Source organism: Streptomyces sp. NPDC002476 (genome assembly GCF_042889785.1).
Taxonomy (GTDB): domain Bacteria; phylum Actinomycetota; class Actinomycetes; order Streptomycetales; family Streptomycetaceae; genus Streptomyces.
On record NZ_JBIARH010000005.1, the window covers coordinates 43,123 to 66,925 of the forward strand.

At 72.2% G+C, this 23,803-nt stretch carries 21 protein-coding genes; 4 read left to right on the top strand and 17 right to left on the bottom strand.

All coding sequences use genetic code 11. The features are described 5' to 3' along the window. Positions 1–91 precede the first annotated feature (91 nt). The gene (locus ACFYXM_RS07540; RefSeq protein WP_389287790.1) at positions 92–604 is read right to left on the bottom strand and encodes a CGNR zinc finger domain-containing protein; all 513 of its coding nucleotides are present in this window, start codon (positions 602–604) and stop codon (positions 92–94) included. Between the two features lie 150 nt (positions 605–754). Here ACFYXM_RS07540 and ACFYXM_RS07545 point away from each other — a divergent pair, with 150 nt between their 5' ends. After that, on the top strand, positions 755–1,117 hold the full coding sequence (locus ACFYXM_RS07545; RefSeq protein ID WP_389287791.1) for a VOC family protein: 363 nt from the start codon (positions 755–757) through the stop codon (positions 1,115–1,117). A gap of 148 nt (positions 1,118–1,265) precedes the next feature. Here ACFYXM_RS07545 and ACFYXM_RS07550 read toward each other — a convergent pair whose 3' ends face one another. From ACFYXM_RS07550 to ACFYXM_RS07560, 3 genes are all read right to left on the bottom strand, one after another. Next, on the bottom strand, positions 1,266–2,492 hold the full coding sequence (locus tag ACFYXM_RS07550) for a dipeptidase (RefSeq protein WP_389288268.1): 1,227 nt from the start codon (positions 2,490–2,492) through the stop codon (positions 1,266–1,268). Positions 2,493–2,607: 115 nt separating this feature from the next. Further along, on the bottom strand, positions 2,608–3,147 hold the full coding sequence (gene purE / locus ACFYXM_RS07555) for a 5-(carboxyamino)imidazole ribonucleotide mutase (protein ID WP_389287792.1): 540 nt from the start codon (positions 3,145–3,147) through the stop codon (positions 2,608–2,610). Next, the gene (locus ACFYXM_RS07560) at positions 3,144–4,337 is read right to left on the bottom strand and encodes a 5-(carboxyamino)imidazole ribonucleotide synthase (protein WP_389287793.1); all 1,194 of its coding nucleotides are present in this window, start codon (positions 4,335–4,337) and stop codon (positions 3,144–3,146) included. Before ACFYXM_RS07560 ends, purE begins: the two co-directional genes overlap by 4 nt. Positions 4,338–4,638: 301 nt before the next feature. Between ACFYXM_RS07560 and ACFYXM_RS07565 the strand changes: the two genes are divergently transcribed. After that, entirely contained in the window at positions 4,639–5,184 is a 546-nt protein-coding gene (locus tag ACFYXM_RS07565) for a GtrA family protein (protein WP_389287795.1), read from the top strand. Between the two features lie 95 nt (positions 5,185–5,279). On the opposite strand, the gene ACFYXM_RS07570 is transcribed toward ACFYXM_RS07565, so the two are convergent. Next, complete coding sequence (locus tag ACFYXM_RS07570) at positions 5,280–6,545, bottom strand: ATP-binding protein (RefSeq protein ID WP_389287796.1); 1,266 nt, start codon at positions 6,543–6,545, stop codon at positions 5,280–5,282. Between the two features lie 76 nt (positions 6,546–6,621). After that, positions 6,622–7,299, bottom strand: a complete 678-nt coding sequence (locus ACFYXM_RS07575) for a response regulator transcription factor (RefSeq protein ID WP_389287798.1) — start codon at positions 7,297–7,299, stop codon at positions 6,622–6,624. Between the two features lie 490 nt (positions 7,300–7,789). Here ACFYXM_RS07575 and ACFYXM_RS07580 point away from each other — a divergent pair, with 490 nt between their 5' ends. After that, positions 7,790–9,280 (top strand): peptide MFS transporter, encoded by a 1,491-nt coding sequence (locus ACFYXM_RS07580; protein WP_389287800.1) that lies wholly within the window; start codon positions 7,790–7,792, stop codon positions 9,278–9,280. 189 nt (positions 9,281–9,469) lie between these two features. Here the strand turns inward: ACFYXM_RS07580 and ACFYXM_RS07585 are convergent, their stop codons facing one another. The 6 genes from ACFYXM_RS07585 to ACFYXM_RS07610 form a co-directional block, all read right to left on the bottom strand. After that, complete coding sequence (locus ACFYXM_RS07585; protein ID WP_389288270.1) at positions 9,470–10,849, bottom strand: hypothetical protein; 1,380 nt, start codon at positions 10,847–10,849, stop codon at positions 9,470–9,472. A 38-nt stretch (positions 10,850–10,887) separates the two neighbouring features. Further along, positions 10,888–11,982 (bottom strand): hypothetical protein, encoded by a 1,095-nt coding sequence (locus ACFYXM_RS07590; protein WP_389287802.1) that lies wholly within the window; start codon positions 11,980–11,982, stop codon positions 10,888–10,890. A 62-nt stretch (positions 11,983–12,044) separates the two neighbouring features. After that, complete coding sequence (locus tag ACFYXM_RS07595; protein ID WP_389287804.1) at positions 12,045–13,121, bottom strand: hypothetical protein; 1,077 nt, start codon at positions 13,119–13,121, stop codon at positions 12,045–12,047. A 407-nt stretch (positions 13,122–13,528) separates the two neighbouring features. After that, on the bottom strand, positions 13,529–14,197 hold the full coding sequence (locus ACFYXM_RS07600) for a peptidase (protein ID WP_389287806.1): 669 nt from the start codon (positions 14,195–14,197) through the stop codon (positions 13,529–13,531). 217 nt (positions 14,198–14,414) lie between these two features. Further along, a complete protein-coding gene (locus ACFYXM_RS07605) occupies positions 14,415–14,930 on the bottom strand; it encodes an ATP-binding protein (protein WP_389287808.1) in 516 nt (171 codons plus the stop codon). A 413-nt stretch (positions 14,931–15,343) separates the two neighbouring features. Beyond that, positions 15,344–15,712 carry an STAS domain-containing protein gene (locus ACFYXM_RS07610; RefSeq protein ID WP_389287810.1) on the bottom strand — a complete coding sequence of 123 codons (369 nt, stop codon included), beginning with the start codon at positions 15,710–15,712 and terminating at the stop codon, positions 15,344–15,346. 298 nt (positions 15,713–16,010) lie between these two features. On the opposite strand from ACFYXM_RS07610, the gene ACFYXM_RS07615 reads away from it, so the two are divergent. Next, complete coding sequence (locus tag ACFYXM_RS07615; RefSeq protein WP_389287812.1) at positions 16,011–17,018, top strand: RNA polymerase sigma factor SigF; 1,008 nt, start codon at positions 16,011–16,013, stop codon at positions 17,016–17,018. Positions 17,019–17,134: 116 nt separating this feature from the next. Here the strand turns inward: ACFYXM_RS07615 and hutI are convergent, their stop codons facing one another. The 5 genes from hutI to ACFYXM_RS07640 form a co-directional block, all read right to left on the bottom strand. After that, the gene (hutI, locus tag ACFYXM_RS07620) at positions 17,135–18,307 is read right to left on the bottom strand and encodes an imidazolonepropionase (RefSeq protein WP_389287814.1); all 1,173 of its coding nucleotides are present in this window, start codon (positions 18,305–18,307) and stop codon (positions 17,135–17,137) included. Positions 18,308–18,582: 275 nt separating this feature from the next. After that, positions 18,583–19,977 carry a formimidoylglutamate deiminase gene (locus tag ACFYXM_RS07625; RefSeq protein ID WP_389287816.1) on the bottom strand — a complete coding sequence of 465 codons (1,395 nt, stop codon included), beginning with the start codon at positions 19,975–19,977 and terminating at the stop codon, positions 18,583–18,585. Then, on the bottom strand, positions 19,968–21,188 hold the full coding sequence (locus tag ACFYXM_RS07630) for an allantoate amidohydrolase (RefSeq protein ID WP_389288272.1): 1,221 nt from the start codon (positions 21,186–21,188) through the stop codon (positions 19,968–19,970). The genes ACFYXM_RS07625 and ACFYXM_RS07630 overlap by 10 nt, the downstream gene beginning before the upstream one ends. 200 nt (positions 21,189–21,388) lie before the next feature. Then, positions 21,389–23,050, bottom strand: coding sequence for a urocanate hydratase (gene hutU, locus ACFYXM_RS07635; RefSeq protein ID WP_389287819.1), 1,662 nt, complete (start codon positions 23,048–23,050; stop codon positions 21,389–21,391). A 147-nt stretch (positions 23,051–23,197) separates the two neighbouring features. After that, complete coding sequence (locus tag ACFYXM_RS07640) at positions 23,198–23,734, bottom strand: hypothetical protein (protein ID WP_389288274.1); 537 nt, start codon at positions 23,732–23,734, stop codon at positions 23,198–23,200. Between the last annotated feature and the right edge of the window lie 69 nt (positions 23,735–23,803).

A 23,803-nucleotide genomic window follows, 5' to 3' on the forward strand; every position in this document is an offset into this window, starting at 1 on the left:
TTCACGGCTACGGCCCTCCCCCGCACGGCCCCGTGCCGCATGACGCCCGGCCGCCGCCCGACGGCGGTGTCCGGGCCGCCGGGACGGGCTCTCAGCCCTGTCTGGCGCGATAGGCGCGCATCTTGGCGCGGGCGCCGCACACCGACATGGAGCACCAGCGCCGCCGCCCCGCCGGGCTGCGGTCGTAGTACGCCCACCGGCAGTCATCGGCCTCGCACACCTTGAGCCGGGCCCAGGTGCCGTCGGCCACCGCCTCCGCGATGGCCCGCGCGACCCGGGCGGTCAGCCCGGCCGGTTCCTCGACGGGCCGCAGCGCCGCCGTGCCCGCCGCGTCCACCGTCACGCGCAGGGGCGCGGCGGCGAGGAGGCGGTCGAGTTCGGGGACTTCCGCGTCCTCGGCCGGGCGATGGCCCGCATGGGCGAGACAGACGGCGCGAAGCGCCTCGCGCAAGACGCGGACGTCCGGGACGTCCGCGTCCACGAGGCCGAAGGCGGCGCGCCCCTCCGCCGTGTCGAGCGTGTCCGCACCGGTCTCGATGTCCAGCGTGTTGACCAGGACCTCGATCAGCGCGAGTCCGCCGGGCGCGGCGTTCTTCGCGCTCACGGTGCGGAATCCTTCGCTTTCATGGTTGCGACGTTACCTCCGCTGGGGCAGCATGCAGTAACGGTTACCGGTTGAGCCGCTTTAGCGGTAACGATCGATGGTGACCCGCCGCTTTCAGCGGTGCCGAACCGCTTACGAGGAGGAAGTGTCATGGCTGTCGCCACTCTGGGTGCCGTCGTTCTGGACTGCCCCGACCCCGTCGCGCTCGCGGGCTTCTACGCCGGGCTGCTCGGCGGAACGGTCGAGGACGACGGCGACGGCTGGGTGGAGCTGACCGGGACCGGGGGCGCGCTGCTCGCGTTCCAGGCGGCGCCGGGGCACGTGCCGCCGCAGTGGCCGGGTGAGGACGGTGCGCAGCAGTTCCACCTGGACCTGACCGTGCCGGATCTGGACACGGCGGAGCGTGAGGTGCTCGCCCTGGGTGCGACCGCGCTGGACACGGAGGACCGGAATCGAAGCTTCCGCGTTTACGCGGATCCCGTGGGGCACCCGTTCTGTCTGTGCAGGGGCTGACCGTCCGCACGGCGCACCGCCCGCGCGAGGTGCACGGCCCGAGGCCCGGGCCTGAACGACGGCCCGGAGCCTGAACAACGGCCCGGGCCTGAACGACGGAGTGCGGGGCGCCCCGCAGAGGCGCCCCGCACTCGACGGTTCCGGCCGCTCAGCCGGCCTGGGCCGGTGTGTCCAGCTGCTCGATGGTCGCGTGCGACGGGCCCCGGCGGGCGCTCAGGTCGCGCGCCACGGCCTCGGCGTCGCGCAGGACCCGCACCGCGTTCCGCCAGGTGAGCTTGGCGAGGTCGGCGGTGGACCAGCCGCGGCCGAGCAGTTCCGCGATCAGGTTCGGGTAGCCGGAGACGTCCTGGAGGCCGTTTGGGAGGAAGGCCGTGCCGTCGTAGTCGCCGCCGATACCGATGTGGTCGATCCCGGCGACCTCGCGCATGTGGTCGAGGTGGTCGGCGACGGTCGCCGCGGTGGCCACCGGGCGCGGGTTGGCCGCCTCGAACGCGGCGTGGAGCTCCATGGCCCGCGCACTGGTGTCGAGATGGTGCAGACCGTGGGCGCGCAGGTTCGCGTCCGCGGCCTCGGTCCAGGCGACGGCCTCCGGCAGGACGAACTTCGGCACGAAGGTGGCCATGGCGATGCCGCCGTTGGCCGGGAGCCGTTCGAGCACGTCGTCGGGGATGTTGCGCGGGTGGTCGCAGATCGCGCGCGAGGAGGAGTGCGAGAACATCACCGGCGCCACGGAGGTGTCGAGCGCGTCGCGCATGGTCGTGGCCGCCACGTGCGAGAGATCGACGAGCATGCCGGTGCGGTTCATCTCCCGTACGACCTCGTGGCCGAACGGCGAGAGACCGCCGACGCCCGGTTCGTCGGTCGCCGAGTCCGCCCACGCGATGTTGTCGTTGTGGGTGAGCGTCATGTACCGGACGCCGAGCGCGTACAGCCCCCGCAGGGTGCCGAGCGAGTTGTTGATGGAGTGGCCGCCCTCCGCACCCATCAGGGAGGCGATGCGGCCCTCGGTCCGGGCCGCCTCCATGTCGTCGGCGGTCAGGGCGCGCCGCAGGTCGGCGGGGTGGCGGGCCAGCAGCTCGGCGACCACGTCGATCTGTTCGAGGGTGGCGCTGACGGCCTCGTCGCCCGCCATGTCGGACTGTACGTAGACCGACCAGAACTGGGCGCCGACGCCCCCGGCGCGCAGCCGGGGGATGTCGGTGTGCAGGTGGGCGGACTGGTCGGTGGCGATGTCCCGGGCGTCCAGGTCGTAACGGACCTGCTCGCGCAGCGCCCATGGCAGGTCGTTGTGTCCGTCGACGACGGGGTGCTCGGCGAGGAGTTCCCTCGCCCGTTCCAGCTGCCGTTCGTCGGGCCGAGGCCCCTCCACGATCAGCTCTTCCACGATCGGCTCCTCCCCGAACCGCCGCTCCCCGAGCCGCGGCTTCTCTGCGCTCGCTGTTCCTCTGTGCTCCGCTGTTCTCCGTGCCCTGCGACCGCTCCGCGGCAGGCTACTTCCCGAAGCCGAAGGAGTCGGAGCCCTCGACCTTGGCGCGCAGCCGCTTGCCCTTCTCCGTCGCCTGGTCGTTCAGCTCCTGCTGGAACTCGCGCATGCGGGCCAGCAGGTCGGCGTCGTGGGCGGCGAGGATGCGCGCGGCGAGCAGGCCCGCGTTGCGCGCGCCGCCGACGGAGACGGTCGCGACGGGGACACCGGCGGGCATCTGGACGATGGAGAGCAGGCTGTCCATGCCGTCCAGGTACTTCAGCGGGACCGGCACCCCGATCACCGGCAGCGGGGTGACGGAGGCGAGCATCCCGGGCAGGTGGGCGGCGCCGCCCGCGCCCGCGATGATCGCCTTGAGGCCCCGGTCGGCCGCCTCCTCGCCGTATGCGACCATCTCGCGCGGCATGCGGTGGGCGGAGACGACATCGACCTCGTAGGGGATCTCGAACTCGTCGAGGGCCTTGGCCGCGGCCTCCATGACGGGCCAGTCGGAGTCCGAGCCCATGACGATGCCGACGACCGGCGCGGTGGTGGCGGGAGGGGTCATTCGGTGATCGTTCCTCGCAGGTAGTCGGCCGCGTGCCGGGCGCGCTCGCGCACGTCCGCCAGGTCGTCGCCGTAGGTGTTGACGTGTCCGACCTTGCGGCCGGGCTTCACGTCCTTGCCGTACATGTGGATCTTGAGCTGCGGGTCGCGGGCCATGCAGTGCAGGTAGCCCTGATACATGTCCGGGTAGTCGCCGCCGAGGACGTTGCACATGACCGTCCAGGGGGCGCGGGGGCGCGGGTCGCCGAGCGGCAGGTCGAGGACGGCCCGCACGTGGTTGGCGAACTGCGAGGTGATCGCGCCGTCCTGGGTCCAGTGGCCGGAGTTGTGCGGGCGCATCGCGAGCTCGTTGACGAGGATGCGGCCGTCACGCGTCTCGAAGAGTTCGACGGCCAGATGACCGACGACGCCGAGTTCGGCGGCGATCCGGAGCGCGAGCTGCTGGGCCTCGCCGGCCAGCCGCTCGTCCAGCTCGGGCGCCGGGGCGATGACCGTGTCGCAGACGCCGTCGACCTGGATCGACTCGACGACCGGGTAGGCGACGGCCTGGCCGTGCGGCGAGCGGACGATGTCGGCCGCCAGTTCCCGTACGAAGTCGACCTTCTCCTCGGCGAGGACCGGGACCCCGGCCCGGAAGGGCTCGGCCGCCTCGGCCTCGGAGCGGACCACCCAGACGCCCTTGCCGTCGTAGCCGCCGCGCACGGTCTTGAGGACGATGGGGAAGCCGCCCGCCCGTCGTCCGCCGCCGTCCTCGCCGGAGCGCGCCTCGTGCCCGCCCCCTTCGAGTTCGGCCGCGAACGCCGCGGCGTCCGCCGGGTCCGTCACGATGCGGTGGCGGGGGCAGGGCGCGCCGATCGCGTCCAGCTTCGCGCGCATCACCCCCTTGTCCTGGGCGTGCACCAGCGCGTCGGGGCCCGGACGCACGGGTATGCCGTCCGCCTCCAGGGCCCGCAGGTGTTCGGTCGGTACGTGCTCATGATCGAAGGTGATCACGTCACAGCCGCGCGCGAAGGCACGCAGCGTGTCCAGGTCGCGATAGTCGCCGACGACGACTTCGTTCACCACCTGGGCCGCCGAGTCCTGGGGGGTGTCGCTGAGGAGCTTGAACTTGATGCCGAGGGGGATGCCCGCCTCGTGGGTCATACGGGCGAGCTGACCGCCGCCGACCATGCCGACTACCGGGAACGTCACCCGTCCAGGGTATCCGGCGCCCCGGCGGTCGCCCGACGACGGCCTCCGCGCGCCCGGCGGGCCGGGGCCCGCCGCTCCCCCGTCGAACTCGTCCCCACCCGTCCCGTGTGTTCGTCCCCACATCCGTCCCCGCGTGCGTCACCGTCCATTCGCCCGCCTGTCGTCGTTCCTCTCCCTGCCCGTCGCCACCCGTCCCCGTGCCCGTCCGGCCACTTCTGTCCGCGCATCCCCGGGCGCCCCGCGAAAGGGGTCGCTAGCATGACCGGGTTGACGTAACCGACAGACGGGCTGAGCGATCACCATGAGCGAACGGGGCGCACTACGAGCCCGGCTGGATCAGCTGGCCCGGGAAGTCGCCAAGTTCGGCACGGTCGGCGCGCTCGGCCTGGTGGTCAACATCGCGGTGTCGAACCTGCTGTGGCGCACCACGGACCTCCAAGTGGTGCGGGCCGGAATGCTGGCCACGTTCATCGCCATCCTCTTCAACTACGTGGGCTTCCGCTACTGGACGTACCGCGACCGCGACAAGACCGGCCGGACCCGGGAACTGACGCTGTTCCTGCTGTTCAGCGGCGTGGGCGCGGTCATCGAGAACGGTGTGCTGTACGTGGCGACGTACGGCTTCGGCTGGGACACCCCGCTGCAGAGCAATGTCTTCAAGATCCTCGGCATCGGCATCGCGACGCTGTTCCGCTTCTGGTCCTACCGGACGTGGGTCTTCAAGGCTCTCCCCGCGCCGGAGCCCGCCGGCCCCGCGCCGGCGGCGGAGGCCCTGGAGGGTTTCCTGAAACAGGAACGACGCAGCGAGCGGGCGTCGCGCGGCGAGGCGGAGTCGGTACGCCGCTGACATCGCGGAGCCGGTACGCCGCCGGCCTCCTCCCACGTCGCCGACCTCTGCATACGGCTCAGCCCTCTTCGTGCGGTTCAGCCCCTTCGTACGGCTCAGCGCACGGGGCGTTCCGGCTCCTGCCGCTTCAGGGCCACCCGGCTGAGGAACAGCGCGAAGACCGGCGGCTGCTGCTGGAGCAGTTCGAGCCGTCCGCCGTCCGCCTCCGCGAGGTCCCGTGCCACGGCGAGGCCGATCCCGGTGGAGTTGCGGCCGCTGATCGTCCGCTCGAATATCCGGGCGCCCAGGTCGGGCGGTACGCCCGGGCCCTCGTCCGTGACCTCGATGACCACCTGGTTGCCGGTGACGCGGGTGCGCAGCGCGACCGTGCCACGGCCGTGCATCAGCGAGTTCTCGATCAGCGCGGCCAGCACCTGGGCGACCGCGCCGGGGGTGCCGACGGCCCGCAGCCCCTTCTTCCCGGACCGGACGATGGCCCGGCCCTCGCCCCGGTAGGCCGGGCGCCACTCCTCGATCTGCTGCTTGACGACCTCGTCGAGGTCGAAGACGACGGCGGAGCCGGTACGCGGGTCGCGGGCGTTGGTCAGCAGCCGTTCCACCACGTCGGTGAGCCGCTCGACCTGGGTGAGGGCGATGTTCGCCTCCTCCTTCACCGTCTCCGGGTCGTCGGTGACGGAGATCTCCTCGATCCGCATGGAGAGCGCGGTCAGCGGTGTACGGAGCTGGTGCGAGGCGTCCGCCGCCAGCCGGCGTTCCGCCGTCAGCATCCGGGCGATCCGTTCGGCCGAGGCGTCCAGGACGTCGGCGACCCGGTCCAGCTCCGGTACCCCGTACCGCTTGTGGCGCGGGCGCGGGTCGCCGGAGCCCAGGCGCTCGGCGGTCTCCGCGAGATCGGTCAGCGGCGAGGCCAGCCTGTTGGCCTGGCGTACCGCGAGGAGCACGGCCGACACGATGGCCAGCAGCGCCACCGCCCCGATGATCACCAGGGTGCGGCCGACCTCACGGGTGACGGCGGAGCTGGACTCCTCGACGACGACGCGCTCGCCGTGCGCCCCCTCGGCCTTGCCGCTGATCACGCTGCCCGCCGGGCGGGTGCCCACTTCGATCGGGGCGCGGCCGGGGATGTCGACCAGTGCGTAGCGGTTGCCGGAGAGCTGCTGGCTCAGCAGCTCGGGGTTGATCCGCTCGGCCCCCAGTATCCGGCTCTCGACGACGCTGATCAGCCGTAGCGCCTCGGAGTCGACGCTCTCCTGGGCGCTGTTGCTGATGGTGCGGCTCTCGACGATGACGAGGGAGACGCCGAAGACGGCGATCACCACGAGCACCACGGCGAGTGTGGAGTTGATCAGTCTTCGTCGCATGGGGGCCTCTGTGGTTCGGCTCGTCGTGGGTCGGCTGGTCGCGAGTCGGCTCGCCCCGCGTCAGCCCCGCCCCGCGTCAGCTCTTCTCGAAGCGGAAGCCGACGCCCCGTACGGTCGCGATGTAGCGGGGGTTGGCCGCGTCGTCGCCGAGCTTCTTGCGGAGCCAGGAGATGTGCATGTCGAGGGTCTTGGTCGACGACCACCAGGTGGTGTCCCAGACCTCGCGCATCAGCTGGTCGCGGGTGACGACCCGGCCGGCGTCGCGGACCAGGACCCGCAACAGGTCGAACTCCTTGGCCGTGAGCTGGAGTTCATCGTCGCCCATCCACGCCCGGTGCGACTCGACGTCGATCCGGACGCCGTGGGTGGCGGGCTGCGACGCGGGCTCGGCCGCGCCGCGGCGCAGCAGGGCCCGGACGCGGGCGAGCAGTTCGGCCAGGCGGAAGGGCTTGGTCACGTAGTCGTCGGCGCCGGCGTCCAGTCCGACGACGGTGTCCACCTCGTCGGCGCGGGCGGTCAGCACCAGGATCGGCACGGTGTGGCCCTCGGCACGGAGTCTGCGGGCGACTTCGAGGCCGTCCATCCCGGGCAGGCCCAGGTCGAGCACGACCAGGTCGATCCCGCCCTGGAGACCGGCGTCGAATGCGGTCGGACCGTCCTCACGGACCTCGACCTCGTAACCCTCCCGACGCAGGGCGCGGGCCAGTGGCTCCGAGATGGATGCGTCGTCCTCGGCGAGCAGTACACGGGTCATGCAGTGATGGTAGTCCGCGTGGGACAGGTGTCGTGAGGTGATCGAAAAGCCCTGCGGGCCGGTCCGGAAAGCGAGCGCGAACCTTCGAATGTGAGAGCGCAATCCCGCCTTCACCTGTGATCCATCTCTCAAGTCCATTCATTTCGGACTCTGTCGTGGCGTATGGTTGCTCGACGCCTGTTGCACGACTCAAGGACCCTTGGGCAGCTTTTAGCGCCGAGGGTCTCTTTTGTTCTGCCGGCTGGTACCCCGCCAGTCGTGACTTCAGTGAATGACCTGTGGCCGGGCCCGGAGCGACACATGCGCACCGGGCGTGGCTCCCGATGCGGTCGGTCCCCGTCCCGGTCAGTCGGCTCCTGGGTGAGTCCGGCGCCGGGACGAATCCCTGTCAGGCGTGGGGTGGGACTCTCGGCCGGGTCGGTGCCGGCCTCCCCCCACCGGGCGCGTCACGCTCACGAGGCGTCGCGTCCCGAGCACGCAAGGATCGACCATGGCGTCCAGCCTGACGAAGGACCCGGCCAGTACTTCTGGATCCGAGAAGACCTTCTTCGGCCACCCCCGCGGCCTGGCCACTCTCTTCATGACCGAGATGTGGGAGCGCTTCAGCTTCTACGGCATGCGGGCCCTGCTTCCGCTGTATCTGGTCTCCGGCTCCGGCCTGGACATGAACGTGACCACGGCCACCGCGATCTACTCCATCTACATGGCGATGGTGTACCTGCTCGCCATGCCCGGCGGCTGGTTCGGCGACCGGGTCTGGGGGCCGCGCAGGACGGTGACCGTCGCGGCCTCGGTCATCATGGTGGGACATCTCACTCTGGCCCTGCCGGGTTCCGGTTCGTTCTTCGCCGGTCTGGCGCTGGTGGCGCTCGGCTCCGGTCTGCTGAAGGCCAACATCTCGACGATGGTCGGCCACCTCTACGACGGCCCCGACGACCCGCGCCGCGACGGCGGCTTCACCGTCTTCTACATGGGCATCAACCTCGGTGCCTTCGCCGCGCCACTGATCATCGGCACGGTCGGCGAGAAGGTGAACTGGCACCTCGGGTTCGCCCTCGCCGCGGTCGGCATGTCGCTGGGCCTGATCCAGTTCCTCATCGGTACGCGCCACCTGGACCCCCGCAGCAGCGTCGTGCCGAAGCCGCTGTCGGCCGCGGAGCGGGCTTCGACGCTGCGCAAGGGCCTGCTGTGGCTGGTCGCCGCCGTCGTCTTCTACGGCGTGCTGATCGCCACCGATGTGTACACGCTGAACTGGGCGCTCGTCCCGATCACCGTCGCCGGTCTGATCATCCCGGTCGCCGTGCTGGTGCGGATCAAGCGCGACCGGGAGCTGTCGAAGACCGAGCAGTCGAAGATGTCCGGGTACATCTGGTTCTTCGTCGCCGCGGCCGTGTTCTGGATGATCTACGACCAGGGCGGTTCCACCCTCTCGCTCTTCGGTGAGTCGTCCACGACCAACAGCGTGCTGGGGCTGCACTTCCCGACGTCCTGGTACCAGACGATCAACCCCGTCATCATCATGGCGCTGGCCCCGGTCGTCGCCTGGATATGGCTGGCGCTGAACCGGCGGGGCAAGGAGCCGAGCACGGTCGTCAAGTTCGGCTCGGGTCTCTTCCTGGTCGGTGTCTCCTTCCTCGTCTTCATGCTGCCGCTGACCATGACGTCGGACGGCGACAAGGTCAGCCCGATGTGGCTGGTGTCGATCTACTTCCTGCAGACCGTCGGTGAGCTCTGCCTCTCCCCGGTCGGCCTGTCGGTCACCACGAAGATGGCCCCGGCGAAGTACGGCAGCCAGATGATGGGGGTCTGGTTCCTCGCCGTCACCGCGGGCGACTGCACCACCAGCCTGCTGTCCCTGGCGGGCGTCAACCTGAACAGGACCGGCATGGTGGGTATGGAGGCGACCCTCGCGCTCGTCGCGGGAATCTCCATCTGGATGTACCGCAAGAAGGTCTCGCAGCTCATGGGCGACGTGCGCTGACACCACGACCGCACGGCTCCACGACGAGGGCCGTCGCACCGCTGATGCCGGTGCGACGGCCCTCGCGTCGTACGCCGCCGCGGTGCGCGTACGACGTACGACACGGTCGTGTCCGCCCGCCGGAAAGCCGCGGCCGGCAGGCCGGGGCATGTCCGGCGCGCGGTCACGCCCGGTGCCGCGCGGGGCGGTTCACCTGGTGCCGCGCAACCTGCGCCACGGGGTGAAGGTGAACACGGCGCCGCCCAGCAGGATCGCCGTCCCCGCGACCAGCCCGATCGCCCGCAGCGTGCCCCGGTCCTCGGCCCCGGTGGCCGCCAGCCCGCCGCCGGAAGCCGCGGCGCCGGACGTGGTGCCGGTGGAGCCCCCGGACCCCGAGGTGGCCGATCCGGAGACCCCACCCTCCTGGGCCGTGGTGTCGAGTTCCAGCGACGGGGTCGCCGTCCCCTTGACCTTGCACGGGATGCTGATCTTCGAGGCGCCCAGGGTGACGTCGATGGTCAGGGTGCCGGGGCCGAGCGTGGACTTCCCGGTGGCGCCCGGCTTGTACGTACCGGTCATGTTCGGCAGGTCGACCGGCTTTCCCTGCTCCAGCGGTTCGGCGTTGGCGGGTCCCGTGACCTTCACCGAACCCTTGTCCGCGCCCGCGACGGCGACGTCCATCGAGGGCTTGAGCGCGCCGGCGGGCAGCGCGGCCGGACTGTCCATCACGCCCTTGGCGGTCCTGACCGTCAGCGCGTAGCCGCCGCCGTTCTTCCTGGCGTCGATCGTCACCTTGGAGGAGATGGCGGCGGGGCCGGGAGACGTACAGGCGAACTGGACGGCGACCTCCTTGCCGGGGAAGTCCGTCTGGCCGCCGCCGCCCCCGGAGCCCGAGGTGGAGCCGCCTCCGTCGGAGCCGCCCGCGGTGGACGTCCCGGACGAGGTGCCGGAGGACGTCCCTGCGGACGTCGTGCCGCCGGCCGTGGTGGAGCCGGAGGTGGAACCACTCGTCGTACCGCTCGTCGTGCCACTGGTGGTCCCGCTCGTGGAACCGCTCGTCGTGCCGCCCGCCGTGGTGCCCGAGCCGCCGTCCGTGACCTTGATGGTCGCGCCCGGCCGCACCGTCTCCTCGGGGGTGCACTTGGTGTCAGTGGAGAGCGGCTTGGAGACGTTGATGTCGTACGCGTCCGGGGTGAGCGTGATCTCACCGGCCTTCTCCAGCTTCAGCGTGCCCTTCATGTCGGGCAGGATCATGGCGCTGTTCTTCGGGATCGGCGGGTTCTGACGCGGCCCCTCCATGTTCAGGGTGCCGGTGGCCGCGCCGCCCACCTTGACGGTGCCGGTCGGTTTGACCGTGTCCTTGTCCAGGTCGAGTATGTCGGGGTTCTTGGAGGCGGCCTGGACCGTCTTCCACACCACCTCGACGGTGTCCCCGACCTTGGCCTCGGCGGGCGCCGTCAGTTGCACCACGGTGGTGCCCTGCACGGGCGGCAGGCCGGAGATGGCCGGGGGTATGCACTTCGTCTGATATGAAATGTCGGCGGCCCGGGCCGGACCCGCGGCCATCAGCATGCCCGCGCCGCCGAGCATCATCGCGACTCCCGCCGCGACCGTTCTCCGTTGCGTACTCACGAATGTCCCTTCGTCGTCCGTGCGTTGTCTGACGGTGCGGAATCCGGTGCGAACCACGGCAGCGCCGCCGTGGTGGTGGGCGAGGGGTCGGAAGCGGATGCGGGCGCGGAGGCGGGCACGTCCGCAGAGTTCGGCGCGGGGCCCGGTGCGCGGCGCGGCCCTCGTGCGCCGGCGGCAGGGCCGGTCGTACGCGCCGGGCGGCGCCGCCGGGAGCGGGCCGGGACGCGCGAGGGGCGGGGCCGTACCTTGTCGACGATCGCCATGCCGATCCGGAACACGGCGGCCGGCACCACGACGCACAGCAGGCCCCAGAAGAGGGTGACGCCCCAGGGGCGGCCGACCCCCCACGGCTGCTCCGCCAGCACCTTGCCGCCGTACTCCAGCGAGATCTGGTAGTCGCCGTGGGCGCCCGCCGCCAGTTCGACCGGCAGCTCGACCCGCGCCTTGCGGCCGGGCCCGACGGTGCCGCGCCACTCCCGTTCCTCCCACTCGGGGGCGAACACGCCGTGCGTGGTGCCGATCCGGAAGACCGGGTTCTCGACCGGGGCGGTGCCGAGGTTGCCCACGGTGAAGACCAGGCGCCGGGCGGGCGGTGCGCCGAACCACGTGAGGATTCCGCTGTCACCCTCCAGCCGGGTGGCGGCCAGCACCGCGAGCCTGCCGCCGGTCTCCTTCGGCAGCGCGGCGACCGGGTGCCCGGCCACGACGAACACGGCGTCGGCGGCGGCCTGTTCACCGGTCACGGTGGCGACGTGCACCACGCACGGACAGGGCACGGGCGGCTCGGCCACCGGCAACTTCCCGGTGAAGCCGCCGTCGGTCCCGGTGGTGACGGCACGGCCCTCGGCGTTGGCACAGGAGTTGGTGCCGCCGATCACACCGCGTTCCGGTGTGGACCGGCCGCAGATCAGCATCATCAGCAGTGCCCCGGGACGCCATCCGCTGCCCTTGACGGTGATGTCCCCGCCCTTGCCCGCCTGTCGCTCGGAGAGGGTGACCGCGGGTTTCGCCTCCGCGCTGCCGCCCGCCCCGTTCGCCGCGGAAGCCGTGGGGAGCACCAGCAGGACGGGAAGCAGCGCGAGGAGCGCCACGGCACCCCACCGGTGCCCGTTCCTCCGGTGATCCCCAGGTGTCGCCGGTCCGGCCCGTCCGGTCACGATTCCCCTCCCGTTCCCGTCTTCGTCAATCGGCGTGTGTCACAAGCCCGTCGAGCGCCCGGAGGCCGTCCGGGCGAACCGTCCTCGTACGGGGCCGGGGCCAGTGCGCCTCCGCGCTGCCGCCCGCCCCACGGACGCCGGCGCCCGCGTCGCCGCCGGTACGCGTACACCGCCGCAGCGACGGCCGGGAGCGGCAGCGCCCCGCCGGCCAGTGGTGCCCAGGAGACGAAGCGGGCGCGCGCCGAGGCCTCGTCGTGCGCGCCGCCGGCCGCCGTGACGCGCAGCCGTACCGTCACCGAGTCGAGGGCCGGGGCTTCCCGCCACGGTTCGGTGAGCGTGACGCGCCGTCCGGGCGGCAGCTCCACCGGCAGCGTGCGGGTGCCGCGCCGCAGCAGCGGCCCGAACACCCCGTCGGCGCTCACGGTGATCCGCGGGACCAGAAGGGTGTTGCCGCGGTTGACCAGCGTGTAGTGGACGGCCTTCCCGGACACGGTGACGTCCTCGACGGTGAGCGCCGCCAACCTCGACCCGCCGACGCGCAGTCGCACCCGTACGTCCACCGAGCGGCCCCCGCTCTCCGCGACGATCGCACCGGAGCGGTCACCGGGCGCCGCGCCCGTCGGCACCGTGACGGAGAACGGCACCTCGGCGCGGGTGCGGGCGGGCACGACCACCTCCGCGGCGGCGGTCCGCAGCCAGGCGCCCACGCCGACGCTCGCACCGTTCCCGGACCCGGACCCGGCGGTGGGCTGGCCGCCGTCGCGTACCGTACGGCCGCCGTCCTCGGCGCGGTTGGTGTCGACGCCGCGCAGCCGTACGGTGACCGGCGCCGTGCCGGGGTTGGTGACGGAGAGCCGGTCCTGGAGGACGGCTCCGGGCGCCCCCTCCAGGTAGAAGTACGACCTGCCCGCGCTCTTCCCGGGGCCGCCCGCCACGGGCCGCGCCGTCCAGGCGGCGGCGCCCGGCGGCGCGGCCGGTGTGCGGGGTTCCGCCCCGGCCGCCGGGACCGTGGCGAGGGTGAACAGCAGTACGGCGAGGGCGAGTCGAGCGGCGTGACCGGTCGACAACGGCATGGCGGCTCCCTGGTGCGCCAAGGGCTGTCCGGGACAGCCCTTGGGGCGACTGGCTCGACCGGGTGAGGCACTGGCGCCCTCCCGGCCACGTTTGCTGGTCACGGCGCCAGGACCGGTCGTCGAACTGCCGTCGTCCGGACGGGGCCGGGCCGTGCGGCGTTGTCCGACGCGTGCGATCGCGAGGCGGAGGATCGTCCTCGTACCGGACGTACGGGAACGAGTCCCAGGCCCTAGGGCGTGTTTCGAAAGTCCCGTCCGGCCCGCGGCGTCTGGCACGGCGCCTCGCCGCGTTGTCGGGATCGTCCACGTACGCCCAGTACGAGGACGCCCCTCCGCCTTGCGATGCACCGCACCGGACGCCGCGGGCCCCGCCCTTCGGGCGGACGACGCTACTTTCGAAACACGCCCTAGCGGCCGACGGCTCCCTGCCCGCGCCGGGTCAGCCAGAGCACCCCGGCCGCACCGGTCAGCAGCACGGTGCCGCCGAGCATGCCGAGTGCCGTCGCCGAGTCGAGCGGCCCGGTCTTCGGCAACTGGCCACCGTTGTCGGGGGTGTTCCCCGCATTGCCCGCGGCCGTCACATCGAGCCGGAGCGAGGGCCCCGGACTGTTGGAGGGTGTGCAGGTCGTGGTCGTACCGAGCGCCTTGATGGTGAGCACACCGGCGGTGAAGTCGACCTTGCCGCTCTTCTTCGGGGTGTACGTGCCCGACAAGTCGCCGATCTTGATGGGGGAGTTGGCGGGGATGGCCGCGGCGTTCGGCGGCCCGGAGACCTGGACCTCCCCCTGGTCGGCACCGCTCACCTTGATCACCGCGCTGGGGCTCATCGCGCCCTTGCCGAGTTCGACAGGGCTGGACGAGACGCCCTTCTGGAAGGACATCGTGAGCCGGTAACCGCCGCCGCTCCTGACGCTCTTGATGTCGATGGGAGACACGGCCCCCTTGTCACCGATCGGGGTCTTGCACCGGTAGTCGACGTCGACGACCGTGGCGTGGGCGGCGGGTGCGGCCATCAGCACCGCCGTGCCCGCCAGCGCGGACGCCAGCGCGAGAGCTGTTCGCTTCTGGTAGGACACCTTGTCTTCCCCTCATGCCGGAAGTCGCCGCGCGTCGTCTCCGACTCGACGCAAGTTACTGACGACACATCAGATGAGCGCTCAAGGTACGCCGGGGGCCTTGTGGAGGGAAGACAAAGAGCGCGCCGATCCGGCGCGCTCTTCCAGGGCGTGTTTGCGGGGCCCGTACCCGGGGAGACCCGATGCCCCTCCCGGCGGCTTCCGCCCCGTCACGGCTTCAGGCGGGGGCGGCCAGTTCCGCCCAGACGGTCTTGCCGGGCCGGCCCGGCACCCGCAGCACGCCCCAGTCCAGACAGAGCCGCTGAACGATGAACATGCCGTGCCCGCCCGGCCGTCCGGCCCGGTACGGAGTGCGCGGCGCGGGCTGTCCGGCGCCCGCGTCGACGACCTCCACCCGCAGCACCTTCGCCGCGCAGGCGATACGGATCTCCTCCGGGCCCTCCGCGTGCAGACAGGCGTTGGTGACGAGTTCGGAGACGACCAGCAGGACGTCCTCGGCGGCGGCCCGTCCGTCCGCGCTCGACGCGGGCAGCCAGCCCCATTCGTGGAGCGACTGACGGGCGAAGTCGCGAGCCGTCGGCACGACGCCGGCCACCCCCCGCAGCGACAACGTGCGCCACTGCCGTCCGGCCGGATCGGAGGAAGCCACTCCGGCGCCCGCGTCCACGTCCACGCCGGCGTCCTCCGGCTCGCGGCCGAGGTCGCCCGGCGGATGCTGCCGGGTGGTGCTCATCAGCGCTTCACCTCACCGATTCACCATGTCGCCATCGAACAGTTACAAGTACCGAGCACGAGCGGTCGCAGCACGTACGGATACAGAGAGATACAGCACGTAGGAATACAGCACCTACGGCCGCAGCACCTACACGTATGCCGTGCGCGAGGCCATGTACCGCTTCGCCAGGGGTCTTCTGCCCGACCGAATCGCGACAACACCCATTTCGTCCACGCGGACCGCGTGACACGGGCAACACACGAATCCCCCCGAGGCCCCCGTGGCACGCGTCACACCACGCACGCCGAGGACAGGCACACCGCGGAACGGCACGCCATGGAACACGACACCGCGGAGCGACACCTCACGGAACGGCACCCGGCGGAAGGACGTGTCAGGGAACACACGCCGCCGACGGCCCCGCCCCGCGATCACTTGCCCAGGGCCGCGTCCAGGGAGTCATGGACGGTGAAGACCGCCTCGGCCCCGGTGATCTCGAAGACCCGCGCCACCACCGGCAGCATGCCGGCCAGATGGACCCCTCCCCCGGCCGCCTCCGCCTTGAGCCGGGCACCGAGCAGCACGTTGAGCCCGGTGGAATCACAGAATTCGAGTCGCGAGCAGTCGATCACCAGGCGCGCACGCCCCTGCTCGACCGCACTCTCCAGGGGTTCACGCAGCAGATCGGCCGTGTGGTGATCCAGCTCACCCACCGGCGTCACGATTTCGCTGTCTTCCTCGGTGCGGGTCTCGACCTGAAGCCGACCCCGGTTCGCACTGCCGACCGTCCCGCGGTCCATGCCCGTCCCTCTTCGCCGTTCGTCGCTGCCTGCGGTCACCGCTCGCATCTCCGCGTGCGCAGATTCGTCGTAGTCGTCGTCGACGTCCTCGAAACAGTACGCGTTCCGTGCGCCACGTGGTAGCCGAAGACCCCAACAATTCGGACATATAGCATCAATTGGCGCTTGTAACTCTCCATCCGAACCGGGTAAGGGTAGAGGGACACCCGCAAACACGAACGGCTTCGGAGGCGCCGCTTCACCGCAGGAACACGTATGGGCATCGGCAGCCATATGCCGAGAACGATGGAGGAGACCCATGTCACCCCGGCTCGACGAACCGCGTACCCCCGACGCGACGTCAGCACCTTCTGTGGGCCCGACCCACTCCGACCCCCCTGCCGCGATCGCCACGTACGGCACGCGCGACGGCGGCACCGGCAGCACCGCGGACGCCGTCGACGGCAGCGGGACCGACCGCGTCGACCACCGGTCCGCCGCTCCCCACCGCGTCACCGACGGCCTCGAAGGACTTCCCGAGATCCCGCCGTTCGACGAGGTGGAGCCGCTGGACGCCAGGGCCCTGTCGAAGACGCTCTTCGAGCGGCTCGAATCCCTCGAAGAGGGCACCCACGAGTACTCGTACGTCCGCAACACCCTCGTCGAACTGAACCTGGCGCTCGTCAAGTTCGCCGCCTCCCGGTTCCGCTCCCGCAGCGAACCGATGGAGGACATCATCCAGGTCGGCACCATCGGCCTGATCAAGGCGATCGACCGCTTCGAGCTCAGCCGGGGCGTGGAGTTCCCGACGTTCGCGATGCCGACCATCGTCGGCGAGATCAAGCGCTTCTTCCGCGACACCAGTTGGTCCGTGCGCGTCCCGCGCCGCCTTCAGGAGCTGCGGCTCGACCTGGCCAAGGCGGGCGACGAGCTCGCCCAGCAGCTGGACCGCTCACCGACTGTGGGCGAGCTCGCCGACCGCCTCGGCATCAGCCATGACGAGGTCGTCGAGGGCATGGCCGCGAGCAACGCGTACACCGCGAGCTCACTGGACGCCAAGCCCGAGGAGGACGAGCACGAGGGCGCGCTGGCGGACCGCATCGGTTACGAGGACCACGGGCTCGAAGGCATCGAGTACGTCGAGTCCCTCAAACCGATGATCGCCTCGCTGCCATGCCGCGACCGCAGGATCCTCTCGCTCCGGTTCGCCGCCGACATGACGCAGTCGGAGATCGGTGAGGAGCTGGGCATCTCCCAGATGCATGTCTCGCGCCTGCTCTCCCGCACGCTGTCCAGGCTCCGGAAGGGCCTGACGCTGGAGGAGTGAGCGGGCCCGTTCCGCGCGCGCCCGCACGGCGCACCGCGGCCCCTTCCCGGAAGGACCTGCCCGGCCACGGGCGGGTCCTTCCGCATGTCCGGCCCCGGTCACGCGGAAGGACCCGCTCAGACGACGCGTTCGCCGCGGCGCCAGACCGCGTGGGTCAGCGGGACACCCGGCCGGTAGGCGAGGTGGACATGGCTGGGGGCGTCGAGGAGGACCAGGTCGGCGCGGGCACCGGGGGCGATGCGGCCGATGTCCGTACGGCGCAGCGCGGCGGCGCCGCCCGCGGTGGCGGACCAGACCGCCTCATCCGGGGTCATGCCCATGTCGCGCACGGCGAGGGCGATGCAGAACGGGAGCGACGAGGTGAACGACGAGCCAGGGTTGCAGTCGGTGGAGAGCGCGACGGTGGCCCCCGCGTCGAGGAGCCTGCGGGCGTCCGGCCAGGCCGCGCGGGTGGAGAACTCGGCGCCGGGGAGCAGGGTGGCGACGGTGTTCCCGTGGGCGAGGGCGTCGACGTCCGCGTCGGTGAGGTGGGTGCAGTGGTCGGCGGAGGCGGCGTCGAGCTCGACGGCGAGCTGGACGCCGGGGCCGTACCCGAGCTGGTTGGCGTGGACGCGGGGGTGCAGGCCCCTGTCCCGGCCCGCGGTGAGGATCGCGCGGGCCTGGTCGCCGTCGAAGGCGCCCCGCTCGCAGAAGACGTCGACCCAGCGGGCGTACGGGGCGCATGCGTCGAGCATCGCCCCGGTGACCAGGTCGACGTAACCGGCGGGGTCGTCGGCGTAGTCCGCGGGGACGACGTGGGCGCCGAGGAAGGTGACCTCCTCGGTGTGCCGGGCGGCGATGCGCAGGGCGCGGGCCTCGTCCTCGACGGTGAGGCCGTAGCCGGACTTGGTCTCGAAGGTGGTGGTGCCCTGGCGCAGCGCCTCGGCGAGGTAGCGGGCGACGTTGGCGGAGAGCTCGTCGTCGGTGGCGGCGCGGGTGGCGGCGACCGTGGTCCTGATGCCGCCCGCGCTGTAGGGGCGGCCGGACATCCGGGCGTTGAACTCCTCGGTGCGGTCGCCCGCGAACACGAGGTGGGAGTGGGAGTCGACGAAGCCGGGGATCATGGCCCGGCCGCCCGCGTCGACCGTGTTGTCAGTGGCGGGTGCTTTGCTTGATCCACCGGTCCAGACGACCCGGTCGCCGTCGATGACGACGGCCGCGTCCTGGATCAGGCCCAGGGGGGAATCCGTACCGAGGGAGGGGTCGTTGGTGACCAGGCCGGCGATGTTGGTGATGGCGGTCGTCGTCATCGGGCGACTGCTCTCCTTCTGTATGGGTGTGCGGGTCGGCCCGTCGGGGGGTGTGCCGGGCGGGCGGGGGGCTGCGCGGGACACCCGGCCGACGGGCGTACGGGGCGGCCCGCGTCGCGGTCCCGGGGACGGCGGCGGTCCGGGGGGAGCCGTCGTCCCCGCGGGCGGCGGTCCGGGGACCCCGGCCGCTCGCGGGACCGTCGGCACTTTCGGGGGCGGCGGTCCGGGGCCCGTCGCGGGCGCTCCGGGAGCCGCCGTCCCCGGGGCCGCCGGGCTCAGCGGTGCAGTGCGGAGATCGCCGAGGCGAGTGCCCCGGGGACGTCCTCGACCAGTGTGTGATGCCCGTCGCGGACGATGTGCCGGCCCGCCACGACCGTGTGCCGCACATCGGCGGCGGAGGCGGCGAATACGACCGCTTCGGCGGCCAGCCGCGGTGCCGGTCCCGCGGTTCTGACGGAGTCCAGGGCGACGGTCGTCAGATCGGCGGGGGCGCCGGGTTCGAGGACGCCCGCCTCGGGCCGGCCGAGTGCGGCGTGTCCGTCGGCGGTCGCCGCGCGCAGCAGGGCCGCGGCGGTCCAGTGGCCGCGGGTCCGGGTGCGCAGGCGTTCGTCGAGTTCCATCGCCCGGGCCTCCTCGAAGAGGTCGATCACGGCATGGCTGTCGCTGCCGAGGGAGAGCGGCGAACCGGCCCGCTGAAGGGCGACGGCGGGGCCGATTCCGTCGGCGAGGTCCCGTTCCGTGGTGGGGCACATGCAGGTGCCGGTCGCCGAGGAGCCGAGGAGGGTGATGTCCTCGGCGGTGAGGTGGGTGTTGTGGATGCCGGTGGTCCGGGGGCCGAGCACCCCGTGGTCGGCGAGGAGCCGGGCGGGGGTGCGGCCATGGGCCGCGAGGCACGCCTCGTTCTCCGCGGGCTGTTCGGAGAGGTGGACATGGAGCGGGGCCCGCCGTTCCTCGGCCCAGGCGGCCACGGTGGCGAGCTGCGCGGCGGGAACGGCGCGCACGGAGTGGACGGCCGCGCCGATCAGGGCGTGGTCGCCGCCCTTGAGGAGGGAGGCGCGTTCGGCCCAGGCGTCCGCGGTGGTGTCGGAGAACCGCAGCTGGTGCGGGTCGGGCTGCCGGTACCGCTCGGGCCCGTCGCCGAACCCGGCGGCGAGGTACGCGGTGTCCAGCAGGGTGATCCGGATGCCTGCCTCGCCCGCCGCCGCGATCAGCGCCTCCCCCATCGCGTTGGGGTTGTCGTAGCGGGTGCCGCCCGGCGCGTGGTGCAGATAGTGGAATTCGCCGACCGCGGTGATCCCGGCCAGGGCCATCTCGGCGTACACCGCGCGGGCCAGGTCGAAGTACGAGTCGGGGGTGAGCCGGGAGGCGACCTGGTACATGATCTCGCGCCAGGTCCAGAACGTGCCGGAGCCGACCTGGACCGTGGAGCGCAGGGCGCGGTGGAAGGCGTGCGAGTGGGTGTTGGCGAGCCCGGGAAGGGTGAGCCCGCGCAGGACGGTGGCGCCCGGCGGCGGGACGGTGATGCCGGTGCGGACGCCCACGACGACCCCGCCGGACACGTCCAGCGCGACGTCCGGCTCGACGTGGGTGCCGAGCCAGGCGTGGGACAGCCAGTACGTCTCGGTGACGGGTCCGCCCGTCGGCTGCGTCGGCCGTGTCGTCAGCGGCACGCGAGGCCCTCCAGTACGTCGGCGAGTGCGATCACCCCGGCCACGCAGTCGTCCTCGGCGGCGTGCTCGGCCGGCGAGTGCGAGATCCCGGTGGGGTTGCGTACGAACAGCATGGCGGTCGGGACCGAGGCGGACAAAATACCCGCGTCATGTCCTGCGCCGGTCCCGAGGACGGGCACGGCGCGCCCGGCAGCGCGCCCCTGGCCGCCGCGCTCCACGAGGATCTTGCCGAGCTCGTCGCGCAGGGCGTGCTCGAACTCCACGACGGGCGTGAAGGACTCGCGCACGACGTCGAGGTCGACACCGGCCCGCTCGGCGTGTTCCCGGGCCGCGCGCTCGATGCCGTCGACCACGGCGTCCAGGCGGTCCTGGTCGGCGGCGCGGGAGTCGAGCCAGCCCCGGACGAGGGAGGGGATGGCGTTGACCCCGTTCGGCTCGACGGCGACCTTGCCGAAGGTGGCGACGGCTCCGGCGAGTTCCGCCTCACGGCGGGCGGCCAGCACGGTCTCGGCGTACGTGAGCATCGGGTCGCGCCGGTCGGCCAGCCGGGTGGTGCCCGCGTGGTTGGCCTCGCCCCGGAAGTCGAACCTCCAGCGCCCGTGCGGCCAGATCGCGGAGGCGATGCCGACCGGGTCGCCGGTGAGGTCGAGGGCGCGCCCCTGCTCGACGTGGAGCTCGACGAACGCGCCGATACGGGCGAGCCGTTCGGGGTCGGGGCCGATGGTGCCGGGATCGTGTCCGGCCGCCTCCATGGCCTGCGGCAGGGTGATGCCGTCGCCGTCGCGGAGCCGGTGCGCCGCCTCGACGGTCAGCTGCCCGGCGGCGAGCCGGGAGCCCACACAGGCGAGCCCGAAACGGGCCCCTTCCTCGTCACCGAAGTTGGTGATGGCCAGCGGCCGGGTGAACTCCACGCCTCTGCGGCGCAGTTCGTCGAGCGCGGCGAAGGAGGAGACGACGCCGAGCGGCCCGTCGAAGGCACCGCCGTCCGGTACGGAGTCGAGGTGCGAGCCGGTGACGACGGCGTCCCCGGCCAGGGGGTCGCCGAGCCAGGCCCACTGGTTGCCGTTCCGGTCGGTCTCGTGGGTCAGCCCGCGCGCCTCGGCCTGGGCCCGGAACCAGGCACGGCACTCGGCGTCGGCGCCGGTCCAGGCGTAGCGGCGGTAGCCGCCGCTGTCCGGGTGCCGGCCGACCGGCAGGAGCTCGCGCCACATGGCGTGGAACGACGAGGCGCCGCCGGGGGCCGCACCCGGCGCCCCCGTCACGGCCGGACCCGGACCCGACCCCGGCCCCGGACCAGAACCCGGCCCCGGACCGGAAACCGGACCCGGACCGGAAACCGGGCGCGGACCTGCGCCCGCACCCGCGCCCGCGTCCCTCGTGCCCGTACCGGCTTCGGCGCCGGGGGGCCGGTTCACTGGTCGCCCTCCGCCATCGGCACGCGCACGCCCTTCTCGGCGGCGACGGACTCCGCGATGTCGTATCCGGCGTCGACGTGCCGGATGACGCCCATGCCCGGGTCGTTGGTGAGGACCCGGCGGATCTTCTCGCCCGCCAGCGGCGTGCCGTCGGCGACGGTCACCTGCCCGGCGTGGATGGAGCGGCCCATGCCGACACCGCCGCCGTGGTGGAGGGAGACCCAGGACGCACCGGACGCCACGTTGACCATGGCGTTCAGCAGCGGCCAGTCGGCGATCGCGTCGGAGCCGTCGAGCATGGCCTCGGTCTCGCGGTACGGGGAGGCCACCGAGCCGCAGTCGAGGTGGTCGCGGCCGATCGCCAGCGGGGCGGCCAGTTCGCCGGAGGCGACCATGTCGTTGAACCGCTCGCCGGCCCGGTCGCGCTCGCCGTAACCGAGCCAGCAGATCCGGGCGGGCAGTCCCTGGAAGTGGACGCGTTCACCGGCCATCGTGATCCAGCGGCGCAGCGACTCGTTCTCCGGGAAGAGGTCGAGGATCGCCTTGTCGGTCTTGTGGATGTCGGACGCCTCGCCGGACAGCGCGGCCCAGCGGAACGGGCCCTTGCCCTCGCAGAACAGCGGCCGGATGTAGGCCGGCACGAAACCGGGGAACGCGAACGCCCGCTCGTAGCCCGCGAGTCGCGCCTCGCCGCGGATCGAGTTGCCGTAGTCGAAGACCTCGGCCCCGGCGTCCATGAACCCGACCATCGCCTCGACGTGCCGGGCCATCGACTCCCGGGCGCGGGTGGTGAAACCCGTCGGGTCCTTGGCCGCGTACGAGGCCATGTCGTCGAAGTCGACCCCGGTCGGCAGGTACGCGAGCGGGTCGTGCGCGCTGGTCTGGTCGGTGACGATGTCGATCGGCGCGCCCTCGGCCAGCATGCGCGGCAGCAGATCGGCCGCGTTGCCCAGCAGGCCGATGGAGAGCGGCCTGCGGGCGTCGCGTGCCTCGACGGCCAGCTGGAGCGCGTGTTCGAGGGAGTCGGCGCGCACGTCCAGGTAGCGGTGCTCGATCCGGCGCTCGATGGCGCGCGGATCGCAGTCGACGCAGATCGCGACGCCGTCGTTCATGGTCACGGCGAGCGGCTGGGCGCCGCCCATGCCGCCGAGCCCCGCGGTGAGTGTGATGGTGCCCGCGAGCGTTCCGCCGAACTTCTTCGCGGCGACGGCGGCGAATGTCTCGTAGGTGCCCTGGAGAATGCCCTGGGTGCCGATGTAGATCCACGATCCGGCGGTCATCTGGCCGTACATGGTGAGCCCGAGGGCCTCCAGCCGGCGGAACTCCTCCCAGTTCGCCCAGTCGCCCACCAGGTTGGAGTTGGCGATCAGCACGCGCGGCGCCCACTCGTGCGTCTGCATGACGCCGACCGGGCGTCCGGACTGGACGAGCATCGTCTCGTCCTGCTTGAGCGTCCGCAGCGTGCGCACCATCGCGTCGAACGAGCGCCAGTCGCGGGCCGCCTTGCCGGTGCCGCCGTAGACGACGAGCTTGTCGGGGTGCTCGGCGACCTCGGGGTCCAGGTTGTTCTGGAGCATCCGGAGGGCGGCCTCCTGCTGCCATCCCAGGGCACTCAGTTCCGTACCGCGCGGTGCCCGTACCGGTCGGGGTCCTGACATGGCGACGCCTCCTCGTGACTGTAAGCCTCCTATTCACATCCTGATGTCCTGAATACTCGTAGTCAACAGTCCCGCGTGGGCCCGGTCGGCGCGGCCCGGCGAGACAGCCCGGCGGCCCGGCGCTCCCGCCCCGTGCTGCGCATTGCCTCAGCGGCGCCGCCGCGCCCCGCCCGGCCCGGCGTCGCCCGCCATCGGCCCGGTCGTCCGGTACTCCTCCACCTGCCTGCCCGCGGGCCGCCCGCGGGCCACCCGGTCGGTCCTGACCCAGTACAGAACATCGTCGCGGTGCTCGCGCCGCCCGATCCGGAGGGCCTTGATCCAGAGCCCGGCGCCTGCCCCGGCGAGCACCAGCCCACCGGTCCCGGGCAGCAGGAACGCGCTCGCCACCGCCACCAGGAACGCCCCGAGCAGCCACCACCGGTGCCGACGCCGCCAGTCGCGCACGGTCACGGCCCGGTCCTGGAGGAAGTCGGACCGCACGGCCCGGGTGGCACGATCGGCCAGTTCCGCGTAGCGCCGACCACGTACGAGCGCCACCGCGGCCGCCGTGATCAGGAACAGCGCCGCTCCGGCCAGCAGCCCGATGCGCCGCCCGGTGACTCCGGGCACCAGGGCGCCGACGGCCGCGGCGACCAGCCCCGACCACCACAAAGGCGCCGCCCCGGCCCGTACGACCACGGCCACTCTCGCCAACGACCGCGCTCCGCGCCCCACGTCCGTACCCCTCTCGCTCACGGCTCCTTCTGGCCTCCG

Excerpts from the sequence above, each read along its gene's own strand:
- ACFYXM_RS07570 (WP_389287796.1), bottom strand. The coding sequence starts at position 6,545 with ATGCGACGAAGACTGATCAACTCCACACTCGCCGTGGTGCTCGTGGTG.
- ACFYXM_RS07615 (WP_389287812.1), top strand. The coding sequence starts at position 16,011 with ATGTCACCCCGGCTCGACGAACCGCGTACCCCCGACGCGACGTCAGCA.
- hutI (WP_389287814.1), bottom strand. The coding sequence starts at position 18,307 with ATGACGACGACCGCCATCACCAACATCGCCGGCCTGGTCACCAACGAC.
- ACFYXM_RS07585 (WP_389288270.1), bottom strand. The coding sequence starts at position 10,849 with ATGCTCGGCGGCGCGGGCATGCTGATGGCCGCGGGTCCGGCCCGGGCC.
- ACFYXM_RS07565 (WP_389287795.1), top strand. The coding sequence starts at position 4,639 with ATGAGCGAACGGGGCGCACTACGAGCCCGGCTGGATCAGCTGGCCCGG.
- ACFYXM_RS07605 (WP_389287808.1), bottom strand. The coding sequence starts at position 14,930 with ATGAGCACCACCCGGCAGCATCCGCCGGGCGACCTCGGCCGCGAGCCG.
- ACFYXM_RS07545 (WP_389287791.1), top strand. The coding sequence starts at position 755 with ATGGCTGTCGCCACTCTGGGTGCCGTCGTTCTGGACTGCCCCGACCCC.
- ACFYXM_RS07630 (WP_389288272.1), bottom strand. The coding sequence starts at position 21,188 with ATGTGGCGCGAGCTCCTGCCGGTCGGCCGGCACCCGGACAGCGGCGGC.
- ACFYXM_RS07580 (WP_389287800.1), top strand. The coding sequence starts at position 7,790 with ATGGCGTCCAGCCTGACGAAGGACCCGGCCAGTACTTCTGGATCCGAG.
- ACFYXM_RS07595 (WP_389287804.1), bottom strand. The coding sequence starts at position 13,121 with ATGCCGTTGTCGACCGGTCACGCCGCTCGACTCGCCCTCGCCGTACTG.
- ACFYXM_RS07575 (WP_389287798.1), bottom strand. The coding sequence starts at position 7,299 with ATGACCCGTGTACTGCTCGCCGAGGACGACGCATCCATCTCGGAGCCA.
- hutU (WP_389287819.1), bottom strand. The coding sequence starts at position 23,050 with ATGTCAGGACCCCGACCGGTACGGGCACCGCGCGGTACGGAACTGAGT.
- purE (WP_389287792.1), bottom strand. The coding sequence starts at position 3,147 with ATGACCCCTCCCGCCACCACCGCGCCGGTCGTCGGCATCGTCATGGGC.
- ACFYXM_RS07610 (WP_389287810.1), bottom strand. The coding sequence starts at position 15,712 with ATGGACCGCGGGACGGTCGGCAGTGCGAACCGGGGTCGGCTTCAGGTC.